This is a genomic window from Nocardia sp. alder85J (assembly GCF_020176955.2).
Classification (GTDB): Bacteria; Actinomycetota; Actinomycetes; order Mycobacteriales; family Mycobacteriaceae; genus Nocardia.
On record NZ_JAIUCZ020000008.1, the window covers coordinates 1 to 25944 of the forward strand.

General features: G+C 69.4%; 17 protein-coding genes, 1 tRNA gene and 1 pseudogene. 12 read left to right on the top strand and 7 right to left on the bottom strand.

The features are described from left to right. From LBW94_RS28205 to LBW94_RS28220, 4 genes are all read left to right on the top strand, one after another. On the top strand, window positions 1-1204 hold a 1204-nt coding region (locus tag LBW94_RS28205), incomplete at its 5' end, for a LuxR C-terminal-related transcriptional regulator (RefSeq protein ID WP_266272314.1). 72 nt (window positions 1205-1276) lie between these two features. After that, the gene (locus LBW94_RS28210; RefSeq protein WP_225059764.1) at window positions 1277-2476 is read left to right on the top strand and encodes a hypothetical protein; all 1200 of its coding nucleotides are present in this window, start codon (window positions 1277-1279) and stop codon (window positions 2474-2476) included. 186 nt (window positions 2477-2662) lie between these two features. Further along, on the top strand, window positions 2663-4027 hold the full coding sequence (locus LBW94_RS28215) for a S1 family peptidase (protein WP_225059765.1): 1365 nt from the start codon (window positions 2663-2665) through the stop codon (window positions 4025-4027). Window positions 4028-4156: 129 nt separating this feature from the next. After that, on the top strand, window positions 4157-5452 hold the full coding sequence (locus LBW94_RS28220) for a S1 family peptidase (RefSeq protein WP_225059766.1): 1296 nt from the start codon (window positions 4157-4159) through the stop codon (window positions 5450-5452). Window positions 5453-5621: 169 nt separating this feature from the next. Here LBW94_RS28220 and LBW94_RS28225 read toward each other — a convergent pair whose 3' ends face one another. Next, window positions 5622-6407: a hypothetical protein gene (locus LBW94_RS28225; RefSeq protein ID WP_225059767.1), complete on the bottom strand. Its 786-nt coding sequence runs from the start codon at window positions 6405-6407 to the stop codon at window positions 5622-5624. Between the two features lie 496 nt (window positions 6408-6903). On the opposite strand from LBW94_RS28225, the gene LBW94_RS28230 reads away from it, so the two are divergent. The 3 genes from LBW94_RS28230 to LBW94_RS28240 all read left to right on the top strand — a co-directional run bounded on the left by LBW94_RS28230 (window position 6904) and on the right by LBW94_RS28240 (window position 11729). Then, window positions 6904-10374: a (Fe-S)-binding protein gene (locus LBW94_RS28230; RefSeq protein ID WP_225059768.1), complete on the top strand. Its 3471-nt coding sequence runs from the start codon at window positions 6904-6906 to the stop codon at window positions 10372-10374. A gap of 651 nt (window positions 10375-11025) precedes the next feature. Beyond that, window positions 11026-11382: a hypothetical protein gene (locus tag LBW94_RS28235; RefSeq protein WP_225059769.1), complete on the top strand. Its 357-nt coding sequence runs from the start codon at window positions 11026-11028 to the stop codon at window positions 11380-11382. Beyond that, on the top strand, window positions 11379-11729 hold the full coding sequence (locus LBW94_RS28240) for a hypothetical protein (RefSeq protein WP_225059770.1): 351 nt from the start codon (window positions 11379-11381) through the stop codon (window positions 11727-11729). The genes LBW94_RS28235 and LBW94_RS28240 overlap by 4 nt, the downstream gene beginning before the upstream one ends. 781 nt (window positions 11730-12510) lie before the next feature. On the opposite strand, the gene LBW94_RS28245 is transcribed toward LBW94_RS28240, so the two are convergent. Then, on the bottom strand, window positions 12511-12960 hold the full coding sequence (locus LBW94_RS28245; protein WP_225059771.1) for a hypothetical protein: 450 nt from the start codon (window positions 12958-12960) through the stop codon (window positions 12511-12513). 256 nt (window positions 12961-13216) lie between these two features. Here LBW94_RS28245 and LBW94_RS28250 point away from each other — a divergent pair, with 256 nt between their 5' ends. From LBW94_RS28250 to LBW94_RS28260, 3 genes and pseudogenes are all read left to right on the top strand, one after another. Beyond that, entirely contained in the window at window positions 13217-14554 is a 1338-nt protein-coding gene (locus tag LBW94_RS28250; protein WP_225059772.1) for an XRE family transcriptional regulator, read from the top strand. Window positions 14555-14611: 57 nt separating this feature from the next. Continuing rightward, window positions 14612-15871 (top strand): pyridoxal phosphate-dependent aminotransferase, encoded by a 1260-nt coding sequence (locus LBW94_RS28255; RefSeq protein ID WP_416276979.1) that lies wholly within the window; start codon window positions 14612-14614, stop codon window positions 15869-15871. 402 nt (window positions 15872-16273) lie between these two features. Then, window positions 16274-17545: pseudogene (locus LBW94_RS28260) on the top strand (YibE/F family protein); the annotation flags it as partial. Window positions 17546-19190: 1645 nt separating this feature from the next. On the opposite strand, the gene LBW94_RS28265 reads toward LBW94_RS28260, so the two are convergent. The 3 genes from LBW94_RS28265 to dcd all read right to left on the bottom strand — a co-directional run bounded on the left by LBW94_RS28265 (window position 19191) and on the right by dcd (window position 23071). Then, window positions 19191-20558, bottom strand: coding sequence for an Hsp70 family protein (locus tag LBW94_RS28265; protein ID WP_225059774.1), 1368 nt, complete (start codon window positions 20556-20558; stop codon window positions 19191-19193). Window positions 20559-20671: 113 nt separating this feature from the next. Next, entirely contained in the window at window positions 20672-21997 is a 1326-nt protein-coding gene (locus LBW94_RS28270; RefSeq protein WP_225059775.1) for a UDP-glucose dehydrogenase family protein, read from the bottom strand. A 498-nt stretch (window positions 21998-22495) separates the two neighbouring features. Continuing rightward, window positions 22496-23071 (bottom strand): dCTP deaminase, encoded by a 576-nt coding sequence (gene dcd, locus LBW94_RS28275; protein ID WP_225059776.1) that lies wholly within the window; start codon window positions 23069-23071, stop codon window positions 22496-22498. A 128-nt stretch (window positions 23072-23199) separates the two neighbouring features. Here dcd and LBW94_RS28280 point away from each other — a divergent pair. Further along, a tRNA-Gly gene (locus tag LBW94_RS28280) sits at window positions 23200-23270 on the top strand. 221 nt (window positions 23271-23491) lie between these two features. On the opposite strand, the gene LBW94_RS28285 is transcribed toward LBW94_RS28280, so the two are convergent. Further along, the gene (locus LBW94_RS28285; RefSeq protein ID WP_225059777.1) at window positions 23492-23929 is read right to left on the bottom strand and encodes an AAA family ATPase; all 438 of its coding nucleotides are present in this window, start codon (window positions 23927-23929) and stop codon (window positions 23492-23494) included. A gap of 545 nt (window positions 23930-24474) precedes the next feature. Between LBW94_RS28285 and LBW94_RS28290 the strand changes: the two genes are divergently transcribed. Beyond that, window positions 24475-25770: an IS4 family transposase gene (locus LBW94_RS28290; RefSeq protein WP_225062800.1), complete on the top strand. Its 1296-nt coding sequence runs from the start codon at window positions 24475-24477 to the stop codon at window positions 25768-25770. Here LBW94_RS28290 and LBW94_RS28295 read toward each other — a convergent pair. Then, window positions 25745-25936 carry a recombinase family protein gene (locus LBW94_RS28295; RefSeq protein WP_225059878.1) on the bottom strand — a complete coding sequence of 64 codons (192 nt, stop codon included), beginning with the start codon at window positions 25934-25936 and terminating at the stop codon, window positions 25745-25747. The two genes, LBW94_RS28290 and LBW94_RS28295, sit on opposite strands and share 26 nt — an antisense overlap. Window positions 25937-25944 lie beyond the last annotated feature (8 nt).

Sequence of the window (25944 nt, forward strand, 5' to 3'; positions counted from 1 at the left end):
GCCGTCGCTGGCGGCGGCGGTCCGGCCGCCGGTCGAACCGGCGTATCCGGCCGCGCCGGCCGAATCCCGGTCCGCCGCGGCTCCGGCCGCCTCGGCGCTGATCCAGGCCGCCCGCGACGAGATCGCGCCGGGCGGCGGCGCGAACCGCTTCCTGCCCTGCACCGCGGCCTCGATCGCGACCCTGCTGTGCCTGAGCATGGGCGAGCCGCGCCGGGCCGCCGACGCGCTGCGCGGCGGCTCCGAACAGGATCCGCACCTGCTGGTGCTGGCGGCCTGGACGGCGATGCTGGGCGGCGACGAACAGGGTGCGGCCGATATCGTCGCCGCGCTGAATCCCGCTGCGTTGCAGCCCCGCGACCGCCTGCTCGCCCACGGCGCCGCCGTGGGCCTGGCCCGCCGCAGCGGTGATCACGCCGCGCTCACCCGGGCCTGGGAGGCCGCCGGTCCGCTGTTCGACGATGTGACGGCGGATCTGCTGGCGCTGCTGCCGATCGGTGAGCTGTGGCTGGCGGCGGTCCGGCTGCGGGACGAGGACCGGGTGGCGACGCTGGTGGAGGCCGCCGCGGAGTTGCTGCAACGGCTCGGTCAACCGCCGGCCTGGGCGAACGCCTTCCACTGGTACGCGATCCAGGCCGCGATCGCCCGGGAGCGGCCGGACGAGCTGCTGCCGCCTGCGCAACGGCTCAAGGCCGCCGCGCAGGCCGGCGACACCCACGCCGCGGTGCTCGCCGACGCGGGCCGTACCTGGGTGCTGGTGCTGCGCGGTGAGGTCGATCACGACGCCGTCACCGCCGCGGTGCGGCGGCTGGCCGGTTTCGGGATGATCTGGGACGCCGCCCGGCTGGCCAGCGAGGCCGCGCTGGCGGCCACCGACTCGACGACGGCGACGGCGCTGCTCAAGCTGGCCCGGACCGTCCGTGCCGATGCCCGGCCGCAACAGCGTCCGATGCGCGCCGACGTGACGGTCCCGGCGGCGCCGGAACCCGCGCCGCCGGCGGACACCATCCTCAGCGAACGTGAGCGCGAGGTCGCCGAGCTGGTGCTGCTGGGCCTGACCTATCGGGAAATCGGCGCTCGGCTGTACATCTCGGCGAAGACGGTGGAGCATCATGTCGCACGGATCCGACGTCGCATCGGGGCCGGTTCCCGGTCGGAGTTATTGTCGATGCTCCGCGCCATGGGGCACGGCTCGCTCTTGGTGTGACACCGCGCCCGGTGTGGCATCGCGGGTAGCCGTGCACGACGGCGCACCGTACATCGAAGCGAGGTAAGGGAGATGGCCACAGGGGTCGGACTGCGGATCGCCGAGGACGTGAGTATTGCCGCCATCGTCACCAGCGTCGGCAGTGCGGGTTCCGGCGTGGGCAGTGCCGCCTCCGGAGCTCCCGAACCCCATTACATCCTGCGCGACTCGGTGTTGCACATGGCCGACGACGGCGACACCGAGCTGGGCGGCGAGCCGCCGCCCGGGCATACTCATTCGATCACGGGTTTCCTCTCCGCGATGGGCGATCCGGCCGGGGTCTCGGTGGATTCCGGTCCCGCCTACCGGCCCGAGGATCTGCTCGCCACCGCACTGTTCTGCCTGATCAATCTGGCCGCCGAACATCTGGTCGGCTCCACGGAGTTCTACGCCACCCATCCGGCGGAGTGGCCGGAAGAGTATGTGCGGTCGCTGCGGGACGCGCTGGACTATCTCGGCCTGCGTGCCGTGGTGCTGGTCAGCGAGGCCGATCTGCCGGCCGCGGAGTCCGACCCGGCCGGCTACGGCCTGGCCGCGGCCGCCGCGCGGGCCGCGGTGGCGGCGGTGCTCTCCACCCCGGCGGGCGCCACCCCGCCGGACCCGACCCACGCCGAAACCGCCCTGCAGGTCACCGATGTGCTGCCGGCCCTGAACGACCCCCGGGTGGCACAAGCGTATTCGGCCGCGATGCCGCTGGCCGAACCCGAACCCCTCGTTCCGGCGGCCACCGTCGCCACCGAGAACGTCCCCCCGGCCACGATGCTCGCGACCACCGCCACCCGGCTGCCGCGACGCCAGCGCCGGACCACCGCGCTGGTAGCGGCGGCGGCGCTGCTGGGCCTGCTGCTCGGCGCGGTGGTGGTCGGCGTGGCCTGGCGGGCGAACGTGTCGCCCGCGGCACCGAACGCCCGGCTCTCGCCCACACCCACGACGGCCGCCGTGCCCCCGCCGCCCGCGCCCGAGCCGACCCCGTCCAGTGTGGAACCGGTGGACACCCCGGAGACGCCCGAGACCACCGAGGCGCCACCGGAACCGACGACCACCACCGATACCCCGCCGCCGAGTCCCGCTCCGACGACCCCGACCACCACGCCGCGCCCCACCAGTCGCGCACCGCGGGGTTCCACCACCCGCACCCCGAGCTACCCGTATCCGTATCCCTACCCGTACGGTGATCCGTACGGGTCGTCGCCGGACCTGCCCCGGCTGCCCACCCTCCAGATTCCGCAGTAACCGAGTACCCGGTGTGATCGTTCGCAGCGAAACCATCGCGAAAGTGCCCTAGAGTGGTGCGCTGACCGATCCATACCGAAAACCTACCGGCCGATCGGTCTCGTGCCGGACGAGGGTTGTTGTCGCGCAAGGGCTTACAACCCGCCGAAAGACCTGGTCAACCCAGGTGCCTGACGAAGGGACTTCATGCGCAAGTTGGCGGCGCGCCGCGCCACGGTCAGAGCGATCACCACCGCGGTTGCCTCGACCGTTCTTCTCAGTCCCGTATTCGTCTCCGGCGCCGCGCAGGCCGATCCTGCACCGGCGGCCGACACCCCGGCCGATCAGTTGCCGCCCGAACTCGTACAGGCGGTGAGCCGCGATCTGAAGATGACCGCCGCGGAATACATCGATCGCGCCGACCGCGCCCAGCAGTTGCGCGACTACGCTCGCGAGTTCCGGTCCGAGCGCCCCGACGAATTCGCCGGTGCCTGGCTGAATCCGGACGGTAAGCCGGTGATGGCCGTCACGTCGCTCGACGCCGCCCGGATCGCCTCCGAGAACGGTTATCAGACCCGGCTGACGCCGATCTCCGCGGACAATCTGGAGGGGTCGCTGGATCAGCTCACCTCCTGGATCGCCGGACTGCCGCGGGACATCTCCGCGGCGATCAACTCGGTCGCCATCGACTTCCTCAACAGCCAGATCGTGTTGCAGGTCGCCAACACTCCGGCCGGGCACGTGCTGAACCTGCCGACCCTGATCGCCAATGTGAAGGTGGTGCTGTCCCCGGGCAGCGGCGGCCCGGTCGAACACCGGCCGATGGCGGGCGACACCTACATCAGTACCAAGACCTCGCTCGACGATCCGTCGCTGACCAGCGTGGACGTCTGCTCGTTCGGCTTCAACGCCGTCGACAACTCCGGTAACGCGCTGAATATCAGTGCGGGACATTGCGATCCGAACCTCGGCAGCGGCGACCAGGCGGCCGGCGTGTACGTGCCGAACGTCCGCGACCTGAAGTCCAGCGTGCAGGTCGGCAACTTCGTGCAGGCCAAGCTGGGCGGCCGCACCGGCCTGGACTACTCGGTGATCCAGCTGAACGACCGGGCCGTGCGGGCGGGTATGGACCAGCCGAAGATGCGGGGCGCCAACGGCACCACCGTCAACATCACCGGCACCGCCGATCCGGTGGTCGGCGCACCCATCTGCAAGTCCGGTCAATCGTCCACGTTCACTTGCGGTTTCGTGGTGGCCGACCGCGTCGAGACCGAGCTGTACACGGCCGAGGGCGACACCAAGACCGTCCGCGGCTTCGCCAGCACCGCCTGCACCCTGGGCGGCGATTCGGGCGGCGCGATCGTGTCCGGCACGATGGCGCTCGGAATCACCAGTGGTTCCAATGCCGCCGATGCCCCGGACTGCCGTGAGGCGAATATCGATCTCGCCCAATACGGCGGCACCGCATCACTGGGTATCCCGATTCGGGCGATTCTGGACGACATCGATGTCAATTCCGGCGGCGGAGTCGGATCGGGTATCAGTGTGCGGACACAACCGAACCTCGGGTGAATTCGGAGCAAATCCCGGGAACCCACCGAGCGATAAGTAGGCATTACCGTCCCGACCCCATATAGTCGGCACATGCTCCTGCCACGCATCCGTCGTTCGTCCACCATGGGACGAAACCCACACCCACACTTGCGCAAAGCAGCCGTCGCCGCCTCCGCCGCGGCACTGGTCCTCGGTCCACTGGCGATGACCGCGTCCGCCGATCCGGCCCCCGCGCCGAGCCCGGCTCCGGCGCCGGGCCTCCCGGCCGACCTGGCCGCGGCGGTGCAGCGGGATCTGAAGATGTCCACCGACGAGTACCTGCGCCGCGCGGCGCTGGCACAGCAGGTGGCGGCCTTCTCGACCAACGCGCAGCAGCAGTACCCGGACGTCTTCGGCGGTGCGTGGCTGGACAACGCCGGTAAGGCGGTCGTGGCGCTGGTGCCCGGACAGGGGCAGGACGCCGTCCGCCAGTCCGCACAGGCCGTCGGCTTCCAGGTCAAGGATGTCGCGAAGACCCAGACGGCGCTGCGCGACGAGAAGAACGCCTTCCAGCAGTGGCTGACCGGCCAGCCGCAGGACGTGGCGAAGTCGGTGCGCGGCGCGGTGATCGACGTCGTGAACAACACCGTCGCGGTCCGCGTGGACCAGGCCGGGCTGCCGATGCCCGGCTTCGTCGACCCGGCCCGGGTCATCGTGATGGCGGCCCCGCCGCAGGGTCCGGACACGTTGCCGCAGGCCACCGCGGTCGCGGGCGAGGGCGGCGGCCCGGCGGCCGCCGGCGATGCCTACGCCTCGCAGGCCGGGCACACCTCGCTGCGCTGCTCGCTGGGCTTCAACGGCGTCGACGGCAACGACAACGCCGTGAACATCACCGCCGGCCACTGCGATCCGAACATCCCGGCCGCCGGTACCGGCGACGCCCCGGGCGTGTTCGACCTGCTGCCGGGCGATCACCTGGGCCCGCAGGTCGGCGCGTTCGAGAAGTCGGTGCTGGGCGCGCAGGACTACTCGATCGTGGCCATCAACGACGGCGCACGGGATCGGTTCAGCAACAACCTCGTCCGGGTTCCGGGCCAGGGCCCGATCGCCATCACCGGCGTGGCGAGCCCGGTGGTGGGCGCTCCGGTCTGCAAGTCCGGTGCCCGCACCGGCTTCAGCTGCGGCGTCATCAACGCGGTCGACCAGACAGTGGAGGTCGGCGATCACGATCTGATGCAGAGCTTCTCGGCCAACATCTGCGCGCTGCCCGGCGACAGCGGCGGCCCGGTGGTGAGCGGCACCATGGCACTGGGCATCTCCAGCGCGTCCACGGTGGCCGACTTCCCGGTCTGCGAGATCCCGGAGCTGCTCGGCGTTCTCACCGGTAACGGACCGCAGCTGTTCGTGCAGCCGCTGGATCTGGTGCTGGCGGACAATCCGGGCCTGCGGGTGCGCACCAACTGATCAATCGAGTACGAGCGGGCAAGCACAAAAGGGCCGGTGGCGAAATTACGCCACCGGCCCTTTTCGCAACTGTCCGGCAATTGCGTCGCGAATAGCCGTAATCCGGAAACGGACCGGCCCGCCCCGGGATTCGGGGCGGGCCGGTCCGTGCGCGAGAACAGAACCCGGATCAGTTGGGCTGCTGCTGCGGGGCCACCGGCTGGGTCTTGCTCGAGGCATCCGCCCACTGGGTGGTGCCGTCGGGCGCCTGCATGGTGTTGACCAGATCGACGCCGGCCGCGAGCAGCGTCGGGCCACCGGCGGCGATGGTGCCCACGATGCCGCCGACACCGGCGCCGGTGAGCAGACCGGGCACGCACGCCGCGACGATCGTGACGACACAGCCGATCACGGCGCCGATGGCGGTGCCGACGAAGCCGCCGACCGCGGTGGCGATGCCGAACTTGGTGGTGAAGTCACTCATCGCGCGCTGGTTCTCCATCGCGGAGGCGACGTCCTTCGCCTGCGCAACGGGAGCGGCGGGAGCCGGTGCGGCCGTACCGGTCTCGGCGGGGGCCGGGGTGGTCGCGTCCGGGGCCGCCGGGTCGACCGGGCGGGCGACGGCGACCACGGCCTGCTGGCCCACGGTCAGACCGGCCGGACGAGCCGGGGTCAGCTCCAGGACGGTGCCGTCCTCCTTCAGGACCGGCGCGAGCGGAATCTGCACGCCCGCGATCCGGAAGTCCAGCGGCATCTCCATGGCGATGTTGCCGGCCTTGTCCTTGATATCGACGACCTGCTGCTTCTGATCCGGCGCAACACCGGGCGTGGTGACCGGCTTGTCGACCAGCGTGAAAGTTCCCCCCTTCAGCTTGGTGACGACCGTCTTGTCCACCAGCTTGGCGGAGTAGTCGATTACCGGCTGCGCGGCGTCAGGAGCCGGCTCGGCATGCGCGGTACCCAGTGCAATAGTCATTGCACCTATGACCATTCCCGCCGCCGCAGTTCCGCTGCGGAATCTCATTCGGTTTTCCAATCCTTCATCAGTGTGCGCCGTCCGTAACTCCCCATTGAGAGCCCATGCATCCCTCGGGTAACGAACCCGCAGACCCTCCCCGATCGGTGTGAAGATACGCACGGCGGCCAGGACTTCGTGAGCCTAGTCGAACAGCTCCCTCATAGCGAGATCATAATTTTCCTACAGTGGTAAGCGAACCAGCGTGGCTGATTCACCGCGACGCTGTTCACCGAGAAGATCGTTCACAGCGATGCGTTCATCGGGCTCCGCACGGCGTGAGACCGGTCACAAAACGGGTACCTCCAGCCCCGACAAGCTGGGACACGTCTGGCGTGACCCCGGTGTGGCGGGTTAAGTTACCGATGGGTAACTTGGCGGTCGTTACGATACGTGCAATCCCGGCGGCACCAGCCCCTGCCGCCGGATGCTCGTTGAACCGAAGGAAGGTCGCGACATGAATGCCCTGACAGTGACGCTGGGCACGATTGGGGTGGTGTTCAGCCTGGTGGCTTGGGCATCATTCTTCGGCGGCGTCGGCAAGATGGTTCGCGCCATCATGCTCGGCCAACCGGCCCCCGATCGCTGGCGCCCGTTCCTGCCCCGCCTGAAGACGATGATCGTCGAATTCCTGGCGCACACCCGGATGAACAAATTCCGGACCGTCGGCTGGGCGCACTGGCTGGTGATGATCGGCTTCCTCGGCGGTTTCATCCTGTACTTCGAGGCGTACGGGCAGACCTTCGATCCGACATTCCATTGGCCGTGGTTCGGGAACTGGCACCTCTACCATCTGCTGGACGAGGTGCTCGGCATCGGCACCGTCGTCGGCATCGTGGTGTTGATCGTGATTCGCCAGCTGAACCATCCGCGAGTGCCCGCCCGGCTGTCCCGGTTCACCGGCTCCCGGTTCGTGCCCGCCTACATCATCGAGTCGATCGTGCTCATCGAGGGCCTCGGCATGGTGCTGGTGAAGGCCGGCAAGATCGCGACCTACCACGAGTCCACCGCGTGGACCGACTTCTTCACCATGCAGGTGGCCAAGCTGCTGCCGGAGAGCGTCGGACTGGTCGCCGTGTTCGCCTTCGTGAAGATGGTGTCCGGCAGCACCTTCCTGCTGCTGGTCGGCCGCAACATCAACTGGGGTGTGGCCTGGCACCGGTTCGCCGCGTTCTTCAACATCTACTTCAAGCGCGAGGACGACGGCGGGGTCGCGCTGGGCGCGGCGAAGCCGATGCTGTCCCAGGGCAAGCCGATCGATATGGAGACCGCCGACCCGGACACCGACACCTTCGGCGCCGGTCGCATCGAGGACTTCTCCTGGAAGGGCTGGCTGGACTTCACCACCTGCACCGAGTGCGGCCGCTGCCAGTCGCAGTGCCCCGCCTGGAACACCGGTAAGCCGCTGTCGCCGAAGCTGATGATCATGTCGCTGCGCGACCACGGCCAGGCCAAGGCGCCCTACCTGCTGGCCGGTGGCCGCCGGGACGCGGCGGGCGACGAGGTCGGCCTGGTCGACGCCGACGGCAAGCCCGACGAGGGCAAGCTGGCCGGGATCGCCGCGGCCGCCCGCGCGGAGGCGGAGCGGCCGCTGATCGGCGGCGCCGAGGCCGGCGGCATCTTCGATCCCGAGGCCCTGTGGAGCTGCACCACCTGCGGTGCGTGCGTGGAGCAGTGCCCGGTCGACATCGAGCACGTCGACCACATCATCGATATGCGCCGCTACCAGGTGCTCATCGAATCGGAATTCCCGTCCGAGCTGGCCGGCTTGTTCAAGAATCTGGAGAACAAGGGCAACCCCTGGGGCCAGAACGCCAAGGACCGGCTCAACTGGATCTCGGAGATGGACTTCGACATCCCGGTCTTCGGCCAGGACGCGGACCGCTTCGACGGCTACGAGTACCTGTTCTGGGTCGGCTGTGCCGGTGCCTACGAGGACCGGGCGAAGAAGACCACCAAGGCCGTCGCCGAACTGCTGGCCACCGCGGGCGTGAAGTTCATGGTGCTCGGCGCGGACGAGACCTGCACCGGCGACTCGGCTCGCCGCGCCGGTAACGAGTTCCTGTTCCAGCAGCTGGCCATGCAGAACATCGAACTGCTGAACTCGGTGTTCGAGGGCGTCGCGGACAGCAAGAAGAAGATCGTCGTCACCTGCGCCCACTGCTTCAACGCGCTGAACAACGAGTACCCGCAGGTCGGCGGCGTCTACGAGGTGGTGCACCACACCCAGCTGCTCAACCGCCTGGTGCGGCAGAAGAAGCTGGTCCCGGTCGCTCCGGTGTCGCAGCAGGTCACCTACCACGACCCCTGCTACCTGGGCCGGCACAACAAGATCTACAACGCGCCGCGCGAACTGATCGAGGGCGCGGGCGCGACCCTCACCGAAATGCCCCGGCACGGCGAGCGGTCCATGTGCTGTGGCGCCGGTGGCGCGCGCATGTGGATGGAGGAGCAACTCGGCAAGCGCATCAACCTGGATCGCACCGACGAGGCGCTGTCCACCCTGAACGGTGGCAACACCCCGTCGGTGATCGCCACCGGCTGCCCGTTCTGCCGCGTGATGCTGACCGACGGCGTGACCGCGCGCAAGGATTCCGGCGAGATCGGCCAGGAGACCGAGGTCGTCGACGTCTCCCAGCTGATGCTGAGCGCCATCACCCGGGTCGAGCCCGCCACCCTGTCGGCCAATCTGAAGGTGGTCCAGGAACCCGAGCAGGCCGCGCCCGAACCGGCCCCGGTCGTCGCGGAACCGGCCCCCACCGCGGTGGCGGCCGAACCCGAGAGCACCCCGGCCACCCCGGCGGCAGGCAAGGGCCTGGCCATGAAGGGCGGCAAGGCGCCCGGCGGCGGACTCGGCATGAAGGGCGCCGCCAAGGCGCCCGGCGGCGCGACCGCCACACCGGCGGCACCGGCCGCGGAACCGGCGGACACCCCCGCCACGGAGGCGCCGGCTGCGAAGGCCGGCGGACTCGGGATGAAGGGGGCGGCCAAGGCGCCCGGCGGTGGACTGGGTATGAAGGGCGCGGCCAAGGCGCCGGGTGCGAAGGCGGCCCCGGCGGCCGACACCACGGCGGCACCGGCCGACACCGCATCGGCACCGGCCACCGAGACGCCCGCCACCGCGGCACCCGCCACACCCACGGCCAAGCCCGGCGGACTCGCGATGAAGCGCGCGACTAAGGCACCCGGCGCGAAGGCACCCGGTGCGAAGGCACCCGGTGCCAAACCTGCCCCGGCAGCTGCCCCCACGGCCGAGGCGTCGACCCCCGCGGCCGAGGCCGTGGCCCCGGCCGCCGAGGCGTCGGCCACCGCCGCCGAAGCACCCGCAGCGCCTACCGCCAAGCCGGGCGGGCTCGCCATGAAGGGCGCGGGGAAGGCACCGGGACGAGGGCCGGGGGCCAAGGCGCCCGGCGGCCGCAGCGCCGCAACCCCTGCGCCCGCCGAAACCGCGGCGGCACCCGCCGAGGCCGAGGCGACTCCGGCATCAACGGAGACCACGGCCGAGTACACGGCGGCACCCGCCTCGGAGGCGGCGGCTGCCGCTCCGGCCCAACCGGCCACCGCCGCGACGGAGACCAAGCCGTCGATCCCGGCCAAGGGCCTCGCGATGAAGTCCGGTTTCAAGCGACCCGGCCCGAAGGCACCGGGCAGCGCGGCGGCCACGCAAGCACCCGCCGAACCGGCCGCCACCGCACCGGAAACTCAGCCCGAACCGGAAGCCGGAGCATCCACCGCGCCGGAAACCCAGGCAGAACCGGCCGCCGAAACGGAGACCACCGTGGCCACCGAATCGGCCGCTGAGGCGTCAGCCGAGTCCAAGGACTCGGCAACGGCGTCCAACGGCAACGGAAAGCCCACCCTGCCGACCGCCAAACCGGGCGGACTCGGCTTCAAATCCGGGGCCAAGGCACCGGGCCGCAAGAGCTGACGAACGTCCGGCCCCGCGCCGGACGGACCGACCTGATCGGGGGTGGGCTGCACAGCAGCCCACCCCGATCCAGTTCACCGGCCGATTCGCGGTCCGGCGCCAGCGGTCCGGCGCGCCGAGCAAAACAAACCCGGCGGTCGGCAGGTCCATACCGACCCGGACTCGTTACCGACCAGGCCCGCTCGGACCGCTGAATCGAATCGCGCAGCCGGCGACTCGGCGCGGGGTTCGGGTACCTCGGACCAGCCGAGGCGGACTCAGCGGCCAGTCCGCCCGGATCACGGAGCGGATCACTGGATCGAGTCACGCATAGCCCGGCGACTGGACGCGAAGCTCGAGTACCCCGAACCGGGCAAGACGGACTCAGTAGACAGCCACTCGGATCACGGAGCGGATCATTGGATCGAATCGCGCGACCCGGCGGCTCGGCGCGGAGTTCGCGTGTCGCGGGCCGGGTGGCGGATTCCGGTTGGGGGCGAGACTGCCATGTTACCGAAAATGATCACCAAAGTGTCCGAAGGTCCGGCATACGACCAGCTCACGGCCACCTTACGGCTTCGTGACCCGAGCGTCGCCGAAATCGGCCGACAGCCTGTCTACCCTCGGTTCTTTCCGGCCTCGACCCACGCATCCGCCCGGAAGGAGCCCCCTATGACCCGGCTGAATCTCGGACTCGGCGCCGTCGCGGCGACAGCGGCAGCCTGCCTGATCGCCGGAGGAATCATCCAGACCGCGCACGCCGATCCCGTGATGGGCGACTCGTGCAATCCGGCCGTCGACCACCACTTCGTCACCCCCGAAGGGTCACTGCTGAGCTGCTCGGAATTCCCCAACGTCGGTACCGTGTGGGCCGAGACCCATACCCTCACCACGCCGCCGGTCTCGCGCGGCACCAGTTGCACCGTCGACCAGCCGAATGTCGCGCTGGATCCGCAGAACCGGATCATGACCTGTATCGACGACCGTGGTGACGGCCGGACGACCTGGCAGCCGGCGGAGCAGCAGTGAGGCTGCGCGGGGCGCTCGCCGCGGTGGCGACGGGTCTCCCCGCGGCGACGCTCACCGTGCTGCCGAACACGCCGGCCTTCGCGCAGGTGGAGCCGGGGATGCCGTGTGATCCCACGGCCGGGGGCGTGTTCGTGACCCCGTCCGGCGACATCCTGGTGTGCCGGCCGCAGCCGCAGAACGGTCCGCGCGACAGCGGCCGAGGGCAGCGGCCGTCGGACCTGTCGCCCACCATCCCGCCCACGATCCGCGGCGACCCGTGTGTCGGGCCCGCCACCGGTCCCGCGGACGACCCGTCCTGTGCGGGCGGGCGGAGCCGGTCGCCACGCTCGGTCCCGTCCGGCCCGTGAACGCGAGATCGCCCCGGCCTCGATGAGGCCGGGGCGATCCAGCGGCGGCCGACGGCAGTCTGCGGAGCTGCCACCGGCCGTTCGACGACCCCCCGATCGCCGGTCACGGGCTTACGCCCGGTCCGGCGAGGGCCGCGATCACCTACCGGCCGTCGGCAGCGGCGCCCATCGGGGCGCCACCACTGCGGACCGGCGTGTCGATCCGGCCCGGCGCCGAGCCGTGCCGGATCGGCGTCGTGGGGTGGCGCCGCCGCCGTTGACCGGCCGGCCAGCGCCGCTGCCGGCGGCCGCCTCGTCGGCGCCATCGGACAGCGGACCGGCGGCCACGGCCGCCGTCCCCACGCAACGCATCCTCTTCATTCCGGAATTCCCTCGAAATCCGTTTCCTCCACCGGTCACCGACCGGGTTGCCGATGATCGGACACCGACCGGCGAATTCCTATCACAGAATCCGGGCATTCCCGTCGACCGTATCGGAAATGCGATATCAGACCGATCGGCTCGAATTTGCGCTTCATTAACCAGATCTCGACAGACGGATCGATCTTGTTCGAATCCGACGCATATGTGAATTTCAGCGACTTCGCAGCTACCGAATGACACAGAACCACCCGCAGGCGGTCACCACGCACCTGCGCACAGGGGAATTGTGCACGGCCCCACCTGTGTATCGAGGCCTCGCCCCGTGCCTTCGCGGCCGTTGAACGTGGCCGAGGTCCGCCCCGTCGACTGCCGGGAAAGGGGCGGACCCGGCCGCCCGGTGGCGAGGACCGGTCTGCGGTCAGTCCTCGCCGCCGGACCCCACCGCCAGCGCTGTCGTGATCACCACGGACAGGGGTGGGAGTTCGGTGCCGGGACCCGGCGGGACCACCCAGTGGCAGCCCTCCCGGGTCCAGCGGCCCAATCCGGTGGGCAGCATGATGGCACTGCCCGCCGCGGGAATTCCGATATCGAGCCGGTTCAATACGTCCAATACCTGCGGGCCGGGCCGGCCGTCCGGCGTCACCAGAAAGCTCCAGCGAATCTGGCGGGCCAGTACCGGACCGCCGATACCCTGCTGCGCCAGCGATTCCCGCACCCGCTCGGCCCGCACGAGCGGAAGATGCACCACGGCAAGCCGAACCGTCACGGGTAGCATGACGAAGCCGCCGCGTTCGGTGACCGGCAATGCCAAGTCCTGCCGGTAGAACGTCACCCATTCCTCGACGGTGTGGAGTTTCTCGACGTTCACGGGCGCTCTCCTCGATTCCCTACCAGGTTCGCCCCGTTGGGGCGAATCCGGAACGCCCGGCCACCCGCCCACCACTGCCCTTTCACTGCCCCTCACCGAGAATTGGGCGAATTGCCTGATACCAGCTCCATTTCGGCTGTGGCCGAGATCACCGACCACTCGTACCCTGGACAGCACCGGTTCGTTCGGAAGGAATGACGTCGTGGTACGGCAGTGGTCAGGCAGGGAGGCCCGGGCTCTCCGCGATGCCAAGCGGATGAGTATTCGGGAGTTCGCCGCTCATCTCGGGGTTCACGAACGGCTGGTTTCGAAATGGGAGGCCGGCGGCGTCCGGGTGCATCCGCGCCCGGTCAATCAGGCTGCGCTGGACACCTCTCTGGCCAGGTCCGACGAAGTCGTGCGGGCACGGTTCGCGGCATTGATCGACGCGCCGTCGATCGATGGATTCGCGACAGAAGACGATGCGCAGCAACCGGATTCGGTGGGCGCCCACTATTCCTCCGACGCGGAACTTCTGGACCTCGTGGACGCGGGTGCGATGAGAGCCGATGCGTTGGCGGCAATTTCGGAGAGGGATCTGATCATGGCTGCTGCCCACGAAGCAAGCGAGCACGCGGGCCGGGCCGAGGCCTCCAATTTAGGGCCGACCGCTCTGGAACAACTCGACAGCGACGTTCTCCGCATCGCCAACGACTATGTTCACGTCCCGCCGGCCCCGATGATGGTGGAGATGTTGCGCGTGCGACGCCGGGTGTACCGATTGCTGGAGGGCCGTCAAAAGCCTTCGGACACCAGCCATCTGTATCTGATCGCCGGAATTCTCTCCGGACTGCTCGCCAATGCCAGCACCGATCTCGGTTACCACGACGCCGCGGGCGAACAGGCCCGCGCGGCCTGGGCCTACGCGGAACTGTGCGGGCACAACGGATTACGCGCGTGGACGCGCGGCATGCAGGCGCTCATCGAGTACTGGTCGGAGCGGCCGCGGCGTGCGGTGCTGCTGGCGCAGGGCGGGCAGCAGTACGCGGAATCCGCGACCGCACAGGCGCGCCTGCACAACATCGAGGCCCGCATCTGGTCGAAACTGGGCAGTACCGTCGACGCCGAACGCTGTATCCGGGCCGCCGACACCGCGCGCGGCGGCGCCGGCACCGACACCCTGCACGACGAGATCGGCGGCGTCTTCGGCTTCGGTGAGCCGAAGAGTCACTACTACGCCGGCGCGACCTATATCCATCTCGGACAGGCGGAACCGGCGCTGGCCGCGACCCAGCGCGCCATCGAACTGTACGCCTCCGGTCCGTTGCAGCAACGCTCGTACGGCGCGGAATCGCTGGCCCGGGTCGACAGCGCGGCCGCCCACCTGATCAACGGCAGCCTCGATGGCGCGACCGAATCCCTGCAACCGGTGCTGCAATTGGACGAGGACAAGCGCATCGCCCAGCTGGAGGAGCGGCTGACCGGGCTGCGGCGGCACATCGCGAGCCCGCGGTTCCGAGACGCCCGGGAGGCCCGCCGGCTGGACGAGCGGCTGGAGGAATTCTGCGGGGCCACCGTCTCGCGCGGGATGCTGCCGGGTAGCCCCACATCCTGAACGGCCGTTCATAACATTCCGGCGGGGTGAACAAACGCCTTGCTGCCGGGTGGCACCATTGACATCGTGAGTCCTACCAGCCAGTCACATCATCGGCCCCCGCGCATCCTGGAGCAGTCGACCAAGCTCCAGAACGTCGTCTACGAGATCCGGGGGCCGGTACATGCGCACGCCGCGCGGCTGGAGGCCGAGGGCCATCGCATCCTCAAGCTCAACATCGGCAATCCCGCGCCGTTCGGCTTCGACGCGCCGGACGTGATCATGCGGGACATCATCGCCGCGCTGCCCTACGCGCAGGGCTATTCAGAATCCAAGGGCATCCTGTCCGCGCGCCGGGCGATCGTCACCCGCTATCAGCTGGTGCCAGGTTTCCCGGAATTCGACGTCAACGATGTCTACCTGGGCAACGGCGTCTCCGAGCTGATCACCATCACCATGCAGGCGCTGCTGGACTCCGGCGACGAGGTGCTGATCCCGGCGCCGGACTACCCGCTCTGGACGGCGATGACCAGCCTGGCCGGCGGCACCCCCGTGCACTACCTGTGCGACGAGTCCAACGGCTGGCAGCCCGATATCGCCGACCTGGAGTCGAAGATCACCGACCGCACCAAGGCACTGCTGGTGATCAATCCGAACAATCCGACCGGCGCGGTGTACTCCACCGAGGTGCTGCAACAGCTGGTCGACCTGGCCCGCAAACATCAGCTGCTGCTGCTCGCCGACGAGATCTACGACAAGATCCTCTACGACGACGCCAAGCACATCTCGCTGGCGACGCTGGCGCCCGATCTGCTGTGCCTGACCTTCAACGGCCTGTCCAAGACCTACCGGGTGGCGGGCTACCGGTCCGGCTGGCTGGTCATCACCGGTCCGCGCGAGCATGCCGCGGGTTTCCTGGAGGGCATCGACCTGCTCGCCTCCTCCCGGCTGTGCCCGAACGTGCCCGCACAGCACGCGATCCAGGTGGCGCTGGGCGGACATCAGAGCATCGAGGATCTGATCCTGCCCGGCGGCCGGTTGCTGGAACAACGCGACGTGGCCTGGGAACGGCTCAACTCCATCCCCGGCGTCACCTGCGTGAAGCCGAAGGGCGCGCTGTACGCCTTCCCGCGGCTGGATCCGGAGGTGTACGAGATCCGCGACGATGGCAAACTGGTGCTGGATCTGCTGTTGCAGGAGAAGATCCTGATGGTGCAGGGCACCGGTTTCAACTGGCCGCACCACGATCACCTCCGGATCGTCACGCTGCCGTGGGCACGTGATCTCGCGGTGGCGATCGAGCGGTTCGGTAACTTCCTGGCCAGCTACCGGCAATAGGGCCACAAAACCAACCCGAAGTTCGAAAACCCTCGGTTTTTGACGACCAACTGGTGCAAAGCGGGCGGTTTTGTGTACAGTAGTCCTCGGCACCTTCGGGTGCCCTGGCCGAGCCGCCTACCCCCCTGGGCCGCTCGGCCCCGGGTTCGGCCGCCTACCCCCCCTGGGCGCCGAATCCCCCGGGCGGCGGAGACATCCCCCTGCTCTCCGCCGCCCCTCCCAAAACTTTCCCCCGCGGTATCCGTTCGGTACCCGGCTGCCTACACTCCGATGGTTGCCGGGTGGCTGCGGGCCCGTCGCGACCGTGAGCTCCAGATCGGCGGCCGCTCCACTCTCGAGAAGTTGCCAAGGTGAATCCTTTAGGCTCGTCGCTCAGGGCACACGACGACAGGCAGGGACTCGGTGAGCGACCACCATCACCACCATCACTCCGGTCCGCTCGAGATCGGAACGGCGGCCAAACGGGTGGTGATCGGGCTGCTCACCGGAATCGGCGTGCTCGTGCTGATCGGCGCGGTCTGGATGTGGCCCAGTCACCAGCACGTCGCCATCCCACTGCCGATGCAGAACGGAGTCGGCGGCGCGATGCAGACCGAATCCGGCACCGTGAGGATGCAGGACATCGGACCGTGCGGCAGCCTCTCCAACGGCAAGGCCTTCGACGACACCCCGGCGGCGCCGCGGCCGAACTCCTACAACTGCCAGCGCAGCATCGTGTCCATCGACTCCGGGCCGCAGCAGGGCAAGCACACACTGCTCGAAATCGCGCCCGGACCGGGGCAACCCGACCTGCACGCCGGTGACCACATCCGGCTGGTGCGGCAGAACGACCCCAGCGGCGTACCGACCTATTCGTTCGACGACTTCTCGCGCGGACTGCCGCTGACGCTGATCGTCGTGTGCTTCGCCCTGGTGATCGTGGTGGTCGCGCGCTGGCGCGGGCTACGCGCGGTGCTGGGCCTCGGCTTCGCGTTCGGCGTGCTGGTGCTGTTCCTGCTGCCCGCCCTGCTGGACGGGAAACCCGCCCTGCCGGTGGCACTGGTCGCCGGGGCGCTGATCCTCTACGCGGTCCTGTATCTCGCGCACGGGGTGAACCTGCGGACCAGTTCGGCGCTGCTGGGCACGCTGAGCGCGATGGTGCTGGCCGCCGTGCTGTCCTGGGTGACCCTGAAACTCACCCACGTGACCGGGCTGTCCGAAGAGCAGAACACCAACGTCGCAACCTATCTGCAGCACGTGAGCATCACCGGACTGCTGCTGGCCGGATTCATCATCGGCTCCCTGGGCGTGCTCAACGACGTCACCATCACCCAGGCGTCGGCGGCGTTCGAGCTGGCCACCCTGGACAAAGCCGCCTCCCGCCGCGAGGTGTTCGCCGCCGCCATGCGGGTGGGCCGCGACCACATCGCCAGCACCGTCTACACCCTGGTGCTGGCCTACGCCGGTGGGGCGCTGCCGCTGCTGCTGATGTTCTCGGTGGCCGGGCGCTCGATCACCGATGTGATCACCGGTGACGCGGTCGCGATCGAGATCACCCGGTCCGCGGTGGGCGGTATCTGCCTGGCGCTGTCGGTGCCGTTGACCACCGCGATCGCGGTCGTGCTGGCGCGGCCGTTCGGGGCGTCGCCGGAATCCGTTGCGGCGCCGCGCGGTACGGCCCGGCGCGGGCGGCGGTCGGTCGAGGCCGAGCCGCCGCGCACCCGCGGCCGCCGCGCCGAGGAGCCGCCCCGGCGCCGCGAGCCGCAGCCGCCCACCGGCGAGCATCCACACGACCACGACCACAACCACGAGGACGACGACCTCGACCGCTACTACGCGGATCTGCACGAGGGCCCGGGAGGGGGCCGGACCCGCCGCCCCGACGGCGAGCGCAGCGCCGACCCCGCCCGCCGCCCGGCCGGAACGCCGGGCCGGGGCATGCCGCGGTCGGCGGCGGATTCCCCCCGGTCCGGGGAGATTCCGGTCGACCCCTATCGCTCGGGCGAGTACCCGGCCGCCCGCGAGCAGCCGACGGCCCGCTCCCGCGAACAGGCGGGCGCCGCGCGGGCTCGCGAACAAGCGGCCGCCGCCGCCCGCTCGCGCGAGCAGCCGGCCGCACCGCGGACCGGTGAGCAGTCCGCCGATCCGTACCGCTCCGGGCAGTATCCGGCCGCCCCGCCACAGTCCGGACCGTATCCGGGCGAGTCGTCCAGATCCGCGCAGTACCAAGCCGACTCACGCCGATCCGCGCAGTACCAAGCCGACTCACGCCGATCCGCGCAGTACCAGGCAGAGTCACCACGGTCCGCGCAGCACCAAGCCGATCCGCATCGGTCCGGGCAGCACCAAGCCGATCCGCATCGGTCCGGGCAGTATCCGGTCGATCCGTACGGGTCCGGGCAGTATCCGGCGGACCCGTACCGATCCGGGCAAGCCCCGGCGGACCCGTACCGGTCCGGGGAGTATCCGGCGAGCGCACGGCGTCCCGCCGATCCCTACCGGTCCGGTGAGCAGCCGGCCGCCACGCCGCCGCCCACCCGGCAACCCCCCGCACCGTACGGCTCCGGCGAATTCACCGCCGTGCCCCCGGCTCACGGCCAGCAGCCGCCGAGCCGGCCCACCGGCTACGAGCGGCGCGAGCCGGACGCCTTCACCGACAGCCGCCCGCACCGGTTCCCGCCGGAGGCGACGGGCGGCCCGGCGTACGGATCGGGCGGCACCCCCGCGCGACTCGGCCACCCGCAGTCGAAAGCCCAGCCGCCGCAGCACTTCCCGGCTGGGACGCCGGCGCCGGACGCGCCGCAGTCCGGCGGCTTCTCGCCGTGGGGCGACCCGTCTTATCCGCCGAACACCCGCGATACCACCGGCTACGACTCGGGCAGCTACGAACTCGGCGGTTACGGCCCCACCACCTACAACACGGGAGCGTTCGCGGCCACCCCGCCCCGCCGCCTCGGCGATCCGGACCCCCACTCCGGCGAGTTGTCCCGCCCCCAGGGCGAGCGGCCTGCCGCAACAGGTTACGGCGGATCACCGGCCGATTCGGAGACCCGGCAGGGCCGCCACGGACGGCACTCGTCGACGGACGACTACAACTTCTGACCGGATCGGCCGGAACCCTCCGGCGCCCGGCCTTTCCGCCACCGATACCGCTGTCCGCCACTCGATTCGGCGCGGGTACAACGCGGATCGCGGTCGGCGACCGGTGGCATCACGGGGAGATCGGTGCTGCCGCGGCGGCTCACCGACGGCGGAGGCGACTCCGGCCATCCTCGGAGGCGGGTGGTGCCGACTGCGCAGCCGACCACCGGCAGCAGCCGATTCGGACCGCCGGCCGGAATCAGCGCTGCTGGCGCTGTTGCTGGCCGGGCATCGGAATCTGCGGCAGCACGCCCGGCGGGATGGTCGGCACCACGATCGGAGGCAGGCCGGGCACCACCACGATGGTGTTCGGGCCCGGTGTGGTCGACGTGGCCTCGACGGTGGTCGGTGAATACTGTTGCGGCGGCGCCGAGATCGGGACGTTGGTCGGATCGTCGGTGGATCGGGCTGCCGTGGGGTCGACCGGCGGGCGCACGGCAGTGGTGACGGCCGAACTCGGCTGTGCGCTGCTCTTCTGCGAATCACCTCGCAGCACTTGCGGACCCCAGCCCAATGCGGAACCGAGGGCGGCGATCACCACCAGGGCGCCCACCGCGACACCGGCCACGCTCAGTTCCCGGCGCCGGCTCGGCCCCGGTTCCTTCAGCGGGGCAGCGGGTTCCGCGATCGTGGCCACCGCTTTCGTCTTCGCGACGGGACGTTCGACCGCTCCGGTCACCCTCGGCACCGGGCGGGTCGGGGCGGCGAGGACGGAGGGCCGGGCCAGCAGCGACGCACCCCGGGCCACCACGGTCTCCGGCTGGGCCGGCACCACCACCGGCATACCGGTCCAGCGGCCCACGGTCCGGGACACCAGCGGGATGTGCGCGCCGCCGCCGATGGCGACCACCGCCTGCACCGCCTGTTCCGAGCGGGTGATCACCTCGCGGGTCAGCCGGGCCGAGGATTCCACCGCCAGCTGGATCAGCGCCTCGAAATTCTCCTGCGAGATCAGCACCAGGCCGTACTCGGACGGCATCGCCACCGCGGTGTTCCCGCTCAGCTGCTCCTTGGCCCGCCGGCACAGCGTGTCCAGTGCGGTCAGGCCCGCGGGATCGGCCGGATGGGCGATGCGGCCGGAGGCGATCTGCTGCTCCCGGATCAGCGCGTCCAGGTAGTCGCCGCCGATATCGCTGGTGCGCTCGCTGTAGTGCAGCTGGCGGGTGACCAGATCGACGACGCTGACCGACAACCCGGAGCTACCCAGATCGTAGAGGGCGATGGTGCGGTAGCCCTGCAATTCGCCCGCGGCGAGCAGGAACTCCACGGCCGCCATGACTTCCGGCACCAGCTCGTAGTTGACCAGTTGCCGCCGGGCGAAGGCGGCCCGCAACGTGCGAGCATGCTGGTCGTCACGGTAGCCCACGGCCGTGGCATCGAGATCCACTGTCGAGAGGTGGATTCCGCTGATGAGGTCGGCCGCGATCTCCTCGCCGCGCTGCCCTTCGACCGGCTGGGTCTGGAGGTCGAAGCGATCAGCGGTGAAGAATTCGGCGGTGTTCCCGGCGTGCGGCCGCGCCACACGAACGGCGCCGGCCCCCACCGAGACTCCCAGTACCGAACTCATGTGCCGCCCATCTCGTTTCACGCTCCACGACGTGTGCGCGGCCGCGACCCCCTGCAGATGGCCAACGTCGCATCACACTGCGGTGTGCGTCACTGTACCCTGCCGGTCCGACACTACGGAGTGCCGAGTCCCGCATACGCCCACCCGGCCGCACGCCAGCGGGCGCGATCGAGACAGTTGCGGCCGTCGATCACCGTGCGCCGCCGCACCACCGGATTCAGCTGCTCGGGCAACAATGCGGTGAATTCGTTCCATTCGGTGAGAACCAGCACCACGTCGGCCCGATCGCAGGCGTCCACCACCGAGGTGGCGTAATTGAGCGTCGGGAAAATCTGCCGCGAATTCTCCAGGGCCTTCGGGTCGTACACGGTGACCACGGCGCCGTGCAGCTGGATCATGCCCGCCACGTTCAGCGCCGGGGAATCACGCACATCGTCGGATTCCGGCTTGAACGCCGCGCCGAGCACGGCCACGTTCGCGCCGAGCAGCGTTCCGCCGCAAGCCTTCGCGGCCATGTCGACCACCTTGGTCCGGCGGCGCATGTTGATGTTGTCCACCTCGCGCAGGAAGGCCAGCGCGTGGTCGGCGCCGAGCTCGCCCGCGCGGGCCATGAAGGCGCGAATGTCCTTCGGGAGACATCCGCCGCCGAAACCCAGTCCGGCATTGAGGAATCGGCGGCCGATGCGGGCGTCGTGACCCAGCGCGTCGGCCAGCACCGTCACATCCGCGCCGGTCGCCTCGCACACCTCCGACACCGCGTTGATGAACGAGATCTTGGTCGCCAGAAAGGCATTCGCGGAGACCTTCACCAATTCCGCGGTGGCCAGGTCGGTGCCGAGGAACGGCACCTCGGCCGCCAGCAGCTCCGCGTAGATCTCGCGCACCAGCTCCTCGACCCGGGCGGACCCGGCCCCCCGGTCGCGATCGGTGCCCAGCACCAGCCGATCCGGGCGCAGGGTGTCCTGCACCGCGAAGCCCTCGCGCAGGAATTCCGGATTCCAGGCCACCTCGACGTCGACCGTCGCGGCGGCGCGGGCCCGGGCGCCGAGTTCGGCGGCGGTACCGACCGGCACCGTGGACTTGCCGATGATCACCGCGGGCCGCTCCAGCAGCGGTGCCAGCGTATCCACCACGGAGTGCACGTATTTCAGGTCGGCGGCGTACTCACCCTTCTTCTGCGGCGTCCCGACCCCGAGGAAGTGCACGTCCGCATGCGCGGCCGCCTCCGGATACGAGGTGGTGAACCGCAGCCGGCCCGCGTCCAGATTGCGCCGCAGCACCACTTCCAGACCGGGTTCGTAGAACGGCACGACCCCGTCGGCGAGCTTGGCCACCTTCCCCGGATCGACGTCGACGCCGATCACCTCGTGCCCCAGCTCAGCCATGCAGGCCGCATGGGTGGCTCCCAGATAACCGGTCCCGAACACCGTGAGACGCATATTCGAGTGATATCCAGCCGCGATGGCCGCACTGCGTCATCGAGGCGAGAGACCGGGCAACAGCAGGTGTACAGGTGGGGATCGCCGTCGAACCGCCTGGTAGAAGCGATTCCGGGCCACTCGGCGCGCTGTGCGACGGCCCGCCACGGGGTGGTCCGGCGCGGCCGCCGCCAGGTTGATCCGGCGGCCCACCCGGGGTCGTCGCGTGGCCCGGTCGCGGGCCGATCCGTCGGCTCGCCGCGGGCTGTCGAATGACCCACCGCGGGGCAACCGCGCGGGTCCGCCGCCGGCGCGGTATCAGGTTCGGCGCGCAGGCGTTCCGAGATGTCCGGGCGCAACGCCTTCTCGCCGACCTCGGTAGTGGGCATCGCGGCACCCCATACCACCCCCGGACCGCATCCGGGAACTGACCGCCTGCGATATCTCCGGCGGCCCCACCCGCCCGGACCTGCACATAGTACGCTCGGCGAACCTGTGACCCACCCCGGTGACGGCCGCCTAAATCTTGGCGATCGGGAAATTCAGATACGCCCGCGACGGCGTCGGCCCCCGCTGCCCCTGATACTTCGACCCCGCCGCCGCACTCCCGTAAGGATTCTCGGCCGGACTGGTCAGCCGGAACAGGCACAACTGCCCGATCTTCATCCCCGGCCACAAGGTGATCGGCAGATTGGCCACATTCGACAACTCCAAAGTGATGTGCCCACTGAACCCCGGATCGATGAATCCGGCCGTCGAATGCGTGAGCAACCCGAGCCGCCCCAGGCTCGACTTCCCCTCCAGCCGCCCGGCCAGATCATCCGGCAACGTGCACACCTCCAGCGTCGACCCGAGCACGAACTCACCCGGATGCAACACGAACGGCTCCCCCGCCACCGGCTCCACCAGCGTGGTCAGCTCATCCTGCCGCTGCGCCGGATCGATATGCGTATACCGGGTGTTGTTGAACACCCGGAACAACCCGTCCAGCCGCACATCGATACTGGACGGCTGAACCAGCAACGCATCGAACGGCTCCACCCCGAGCCGTCCGCTGGCCAGCTCGGCACGAATGTCACGATCCGAAAGCAGCACGCGCAAGAGCGTAGTGCCCACCCGTTCCCCCGCCGCCACACCCCCGCCCCGCACCAGCGAACTTGCTACCGCCCGCCCCCGGTCTGGTAGAGTCGCCGACGCGTCTCGTACCGATCCGGTACCCAGCCGCCGGTGTAGTTTAGTGGTAGAACATCAGCTTCCCAAGCTGAGAGTGCGGGTTCGATTCCCGTCACCGGCTCTTTCAAAACATGCGCTGAGCTGCCAAGATGGTCAGCAGTCCGGCGGCTGGCCTCCTCACTGTAGCCAACGGTGCGACATCTGCGCCGATCACGGGCGGATAGCCAAGACCGCAGCAGGACAGGACAATTCGCCCCTCACAAGCTGCGCCCGAACAAACCTGCACCCGGATAGCGGCGGCGTTCGGGAATGGTTCGATGAGGTCAGGACCTGCACGTCTGCCTATGGACCGGGTCCGATGGGCGAGGCTGTGACTCGCATTCGGATTCGTCGATGGCGATCAGCTCGATGTAGTCGGGCGGGGAGTACAGCGGGTGTCCACAGGCTGGTCGGTGCAGATGTTGACCGGCTGCGCAGGCGTTCGAGGTCCTCGCGCAGTTCGCGTGGGGCGGCTGCGACGGTGGGCCTGTAGAAGACGGTGCGCGTACGCGCCGGCGTGGCGTAGACGTCCTTGTCGGATTCCTCGCGGGGACCCCATGTGGCGAGCAGGGGTTCGGCCTTGTCCCGGCGGGCGTAGCGGGATGCGGAGAGGGTTTTGCCGATTCCTGCTGCGCCGCAGCAGATTCCGATGGTCCGGTCGCGCTTGACGGTGTCTGCGAACTCGACGAAGCGGCGATGTTTCCTGGTGGCGATGAACGGCCGGTTCCGCAGCTGGGGCATGTTCACTCCTCGAGGTGGGCGCGAAGCTGTGGTGGCGACTTCGCCGGTCTCGGCGCCGCGGGCGCGCGCGAGGGCGCGGGCAGGTAGCCGGTGACCACGGTGAGGCGTTCGTCGACCTGCGCGCGTACGCGCCGGCGGTAGGCGCGGCGGGCGGCCTCAATGTCTTTGAGCCCGATGGTGTCTCCGACGTGATCGGGGCTGACCAACGAATTCGGCGGCGATCTGCTCCACGGTGTAGCGGCGCTTGCCGCGGTCGTCGGTTTCGTCGTACCTCTGCCGGGCCAGGGCCACCTGGCGGGGCCCGAGTTTCGGTTTCTGCCCGCCGGTGCGCCCACGCACCCGGGCCGCGGTTAGTCCCAATGCCGCTCAGTTTGGGTGGTGGGCCAGCTGTCAAGGGGATGTTGTTGCGGGGCTGGAGGTCTGGGTAGAAAAGACAGCGGAACTGCTGGTAGAGAGGTGTTGTCCGCCAAAGACAAGCCTTCGACCAAGGAGTTCCGCTGTCGGTTCAGTCTGTCATCTCCCGGCGTGCGGCGGTAGCTGCGGGGGTGTTCGCGCCGGGGCATCTGGGTGAGTTGACCCAGATCGTGTCGTTCGACCTCGTTGATGCCGCGTTGGAGGCCACGCGGGCCACTGAGCGGCGGGTGCGTGTGCTGCCCTCGCGGGTGGTGGTGTATCTGCTGCTGGCCGGGGCGTTGTTCGAACAGATCGGTTACCGGCAGGTGTGGGCGCGGCTGGTCAGCGGCCTGGGCGATGTGCCGGTGCCAGCACCAGCGTCTTCGGCGGTGACCCAGGCGTTGCGGCGGGTCGGCCCCGCGCCGCTGCGGGCCTTGTTCGCGTTGGTGGCAGGTCCGGGCGTGGGTGCGGTGCGGTGGCGCGGGCTGCTGGTGTGCGCGATCGACGGCACCACGATGTTCACCCCCGACAGCACTGCGAACTCGGCGATGTTCGGCCGCCAGACCGGGCGGCCCGACGCCGCGGCCGGGTATCCGATGCTGCGGCTGCTGACCGTGGTCGCCTGCGGCACCCGCACCGTCATCGACGCGGTGTCCGGCCCCTACCTGACCGGGGAAACCAGCTACGCACCACAGCTTTTCGATTGCCTGAAACCAGGCATGCTGTTGCTGGCCGACCGCAACTTCGCGGTCGCGGCCCTGATCGAGAAGATCTCCGCCACGCGGGCGGAGCTACTGATTCGCTGCAAGGACAACCGCGTCTTGCCGCCGATCAAGCATCTGCAGGACCGGTCGTGGCTGGCGCGGGTCGGCCCGGTCCTGGTGCGCGTGGTCGACGCCGAGATCGTCGTGCGCTGCCAGGGTGGCCCGCGCCGGGTCGGCCGCTACCGTCTGATCACCACCCTGACCGACGAAACCCAGTACCCTGCAACCGAATTGGTTCGGCTTTATCATCAGCGGTGGGAGATCGAAACCAGCTATCTCGAGCTGAAATCGACCATACTGGGCGGGCGGGTGTTACGTGCCCGCACTCCCGGCGGTGTCACCCAAGAGATCTATGCCCTGCTGATCACCTACCAAGCACTACGCACCGCCATCGCCGACACCGCCCTGGCCAGCGGAGATTTCACCGCCGACCGCGCCAGTTTCACCATCGCCGTGCACACTGCCCGCGACCAGCTCATCCACGCCGCCGCAGTCCTGGCCGGCACCACCATCGACCTGATCGGCGCCATCGGCCGCGCCATCCTGGCCGACCCGCTCCCGCCACGCCGGGAACGCACCAGCCCCCGCGTGGTCAAACGCGCCATCTCCAAACACCGCGCCAAAGGCCCGATCGACCGCACCACCTACAAAACCCAGATCAACGTACACATCGTGCCCGGTTGACAACCGGGCACAATGCCAAACTGAGCGGCATTGCGGTTAGTCCGTCGCGGGTGCGTTCGGACACCAGCGCGTGCTCGAATTCGGCGATCGAACCCAGGATCTGGAAGAACATGCGTCCCATCGCGGTGGAAGTGTCGATGCCCTGATCCAGCACCACGAAGTCCACGCCGCGCT

Bases quoted from the DNA above. Each gene is read 5' to 3' on its own strand.
- LBW94_RS28210 (WP_225059764.1), top strand. From the start codon at position 1,277: ATGGCCACAGGGGTCGGACTGCGGATCGCCGAGGACGTGAGTATTGCC.
- LBW94_RS28215 (WP_225059765.1), top strand. From the start codon at position 2,663: ATGCGCAAGTTGGCGGCGCGCCGCGCCACGGTCAGAGCGATCACCACC.
- LBW94_RS28225 (WP_225059767.1), bottom strand. From the start codon at position 6,407: ATGACTATTGCACTGGGTACCGCGCATGCCGAGCCGGCTCCTGACGCC.
- LBW94_RS28230 (WP_225059768.1), top strand. From the start codon at position 6,904: ATGAATGCCCTGACAGTGACGCTGGGCACGATTGGGGTGGTGTTCAGC.
- LBW94_RS28235 (WP_225059769.1), top strand. From the start codon at position 11,026: ATGACCCGGCTGAATCTCGGACTCGGCGCCGTCGCGGCGACAGCGGCA.
- LBW94_RS28250 (WP_225059772.1), top strand. From the start codon at position 13,217: ATGAGTATTCGGGAGTTCGCCGCTCATCTCGGGGTTCACGAACGGCTG.
- LBW94_RS28265 (WP_225059774.1), bottom strand. From the start codon at position 20,558: ATGAGTTCGGTACTGGGAGTCTCGGTGGGGGCCGGCGCCGTTCGTGTG.
- LBW94_RS28270 (WP_225059775.1), bottom strand. From the start codon at position 21,997: ATGCGTCTCACGGTGTTCGGGACCGGTTATCTGGGAGCCACCCATGCG.
- LBW94_RS28285 (WP_225059777.1), bottom strand. From the start codon at position 23,929: ATGCCCCAGCTGCGGAACCGGCCGTTCATCGCCACCAGGAAACATCGC.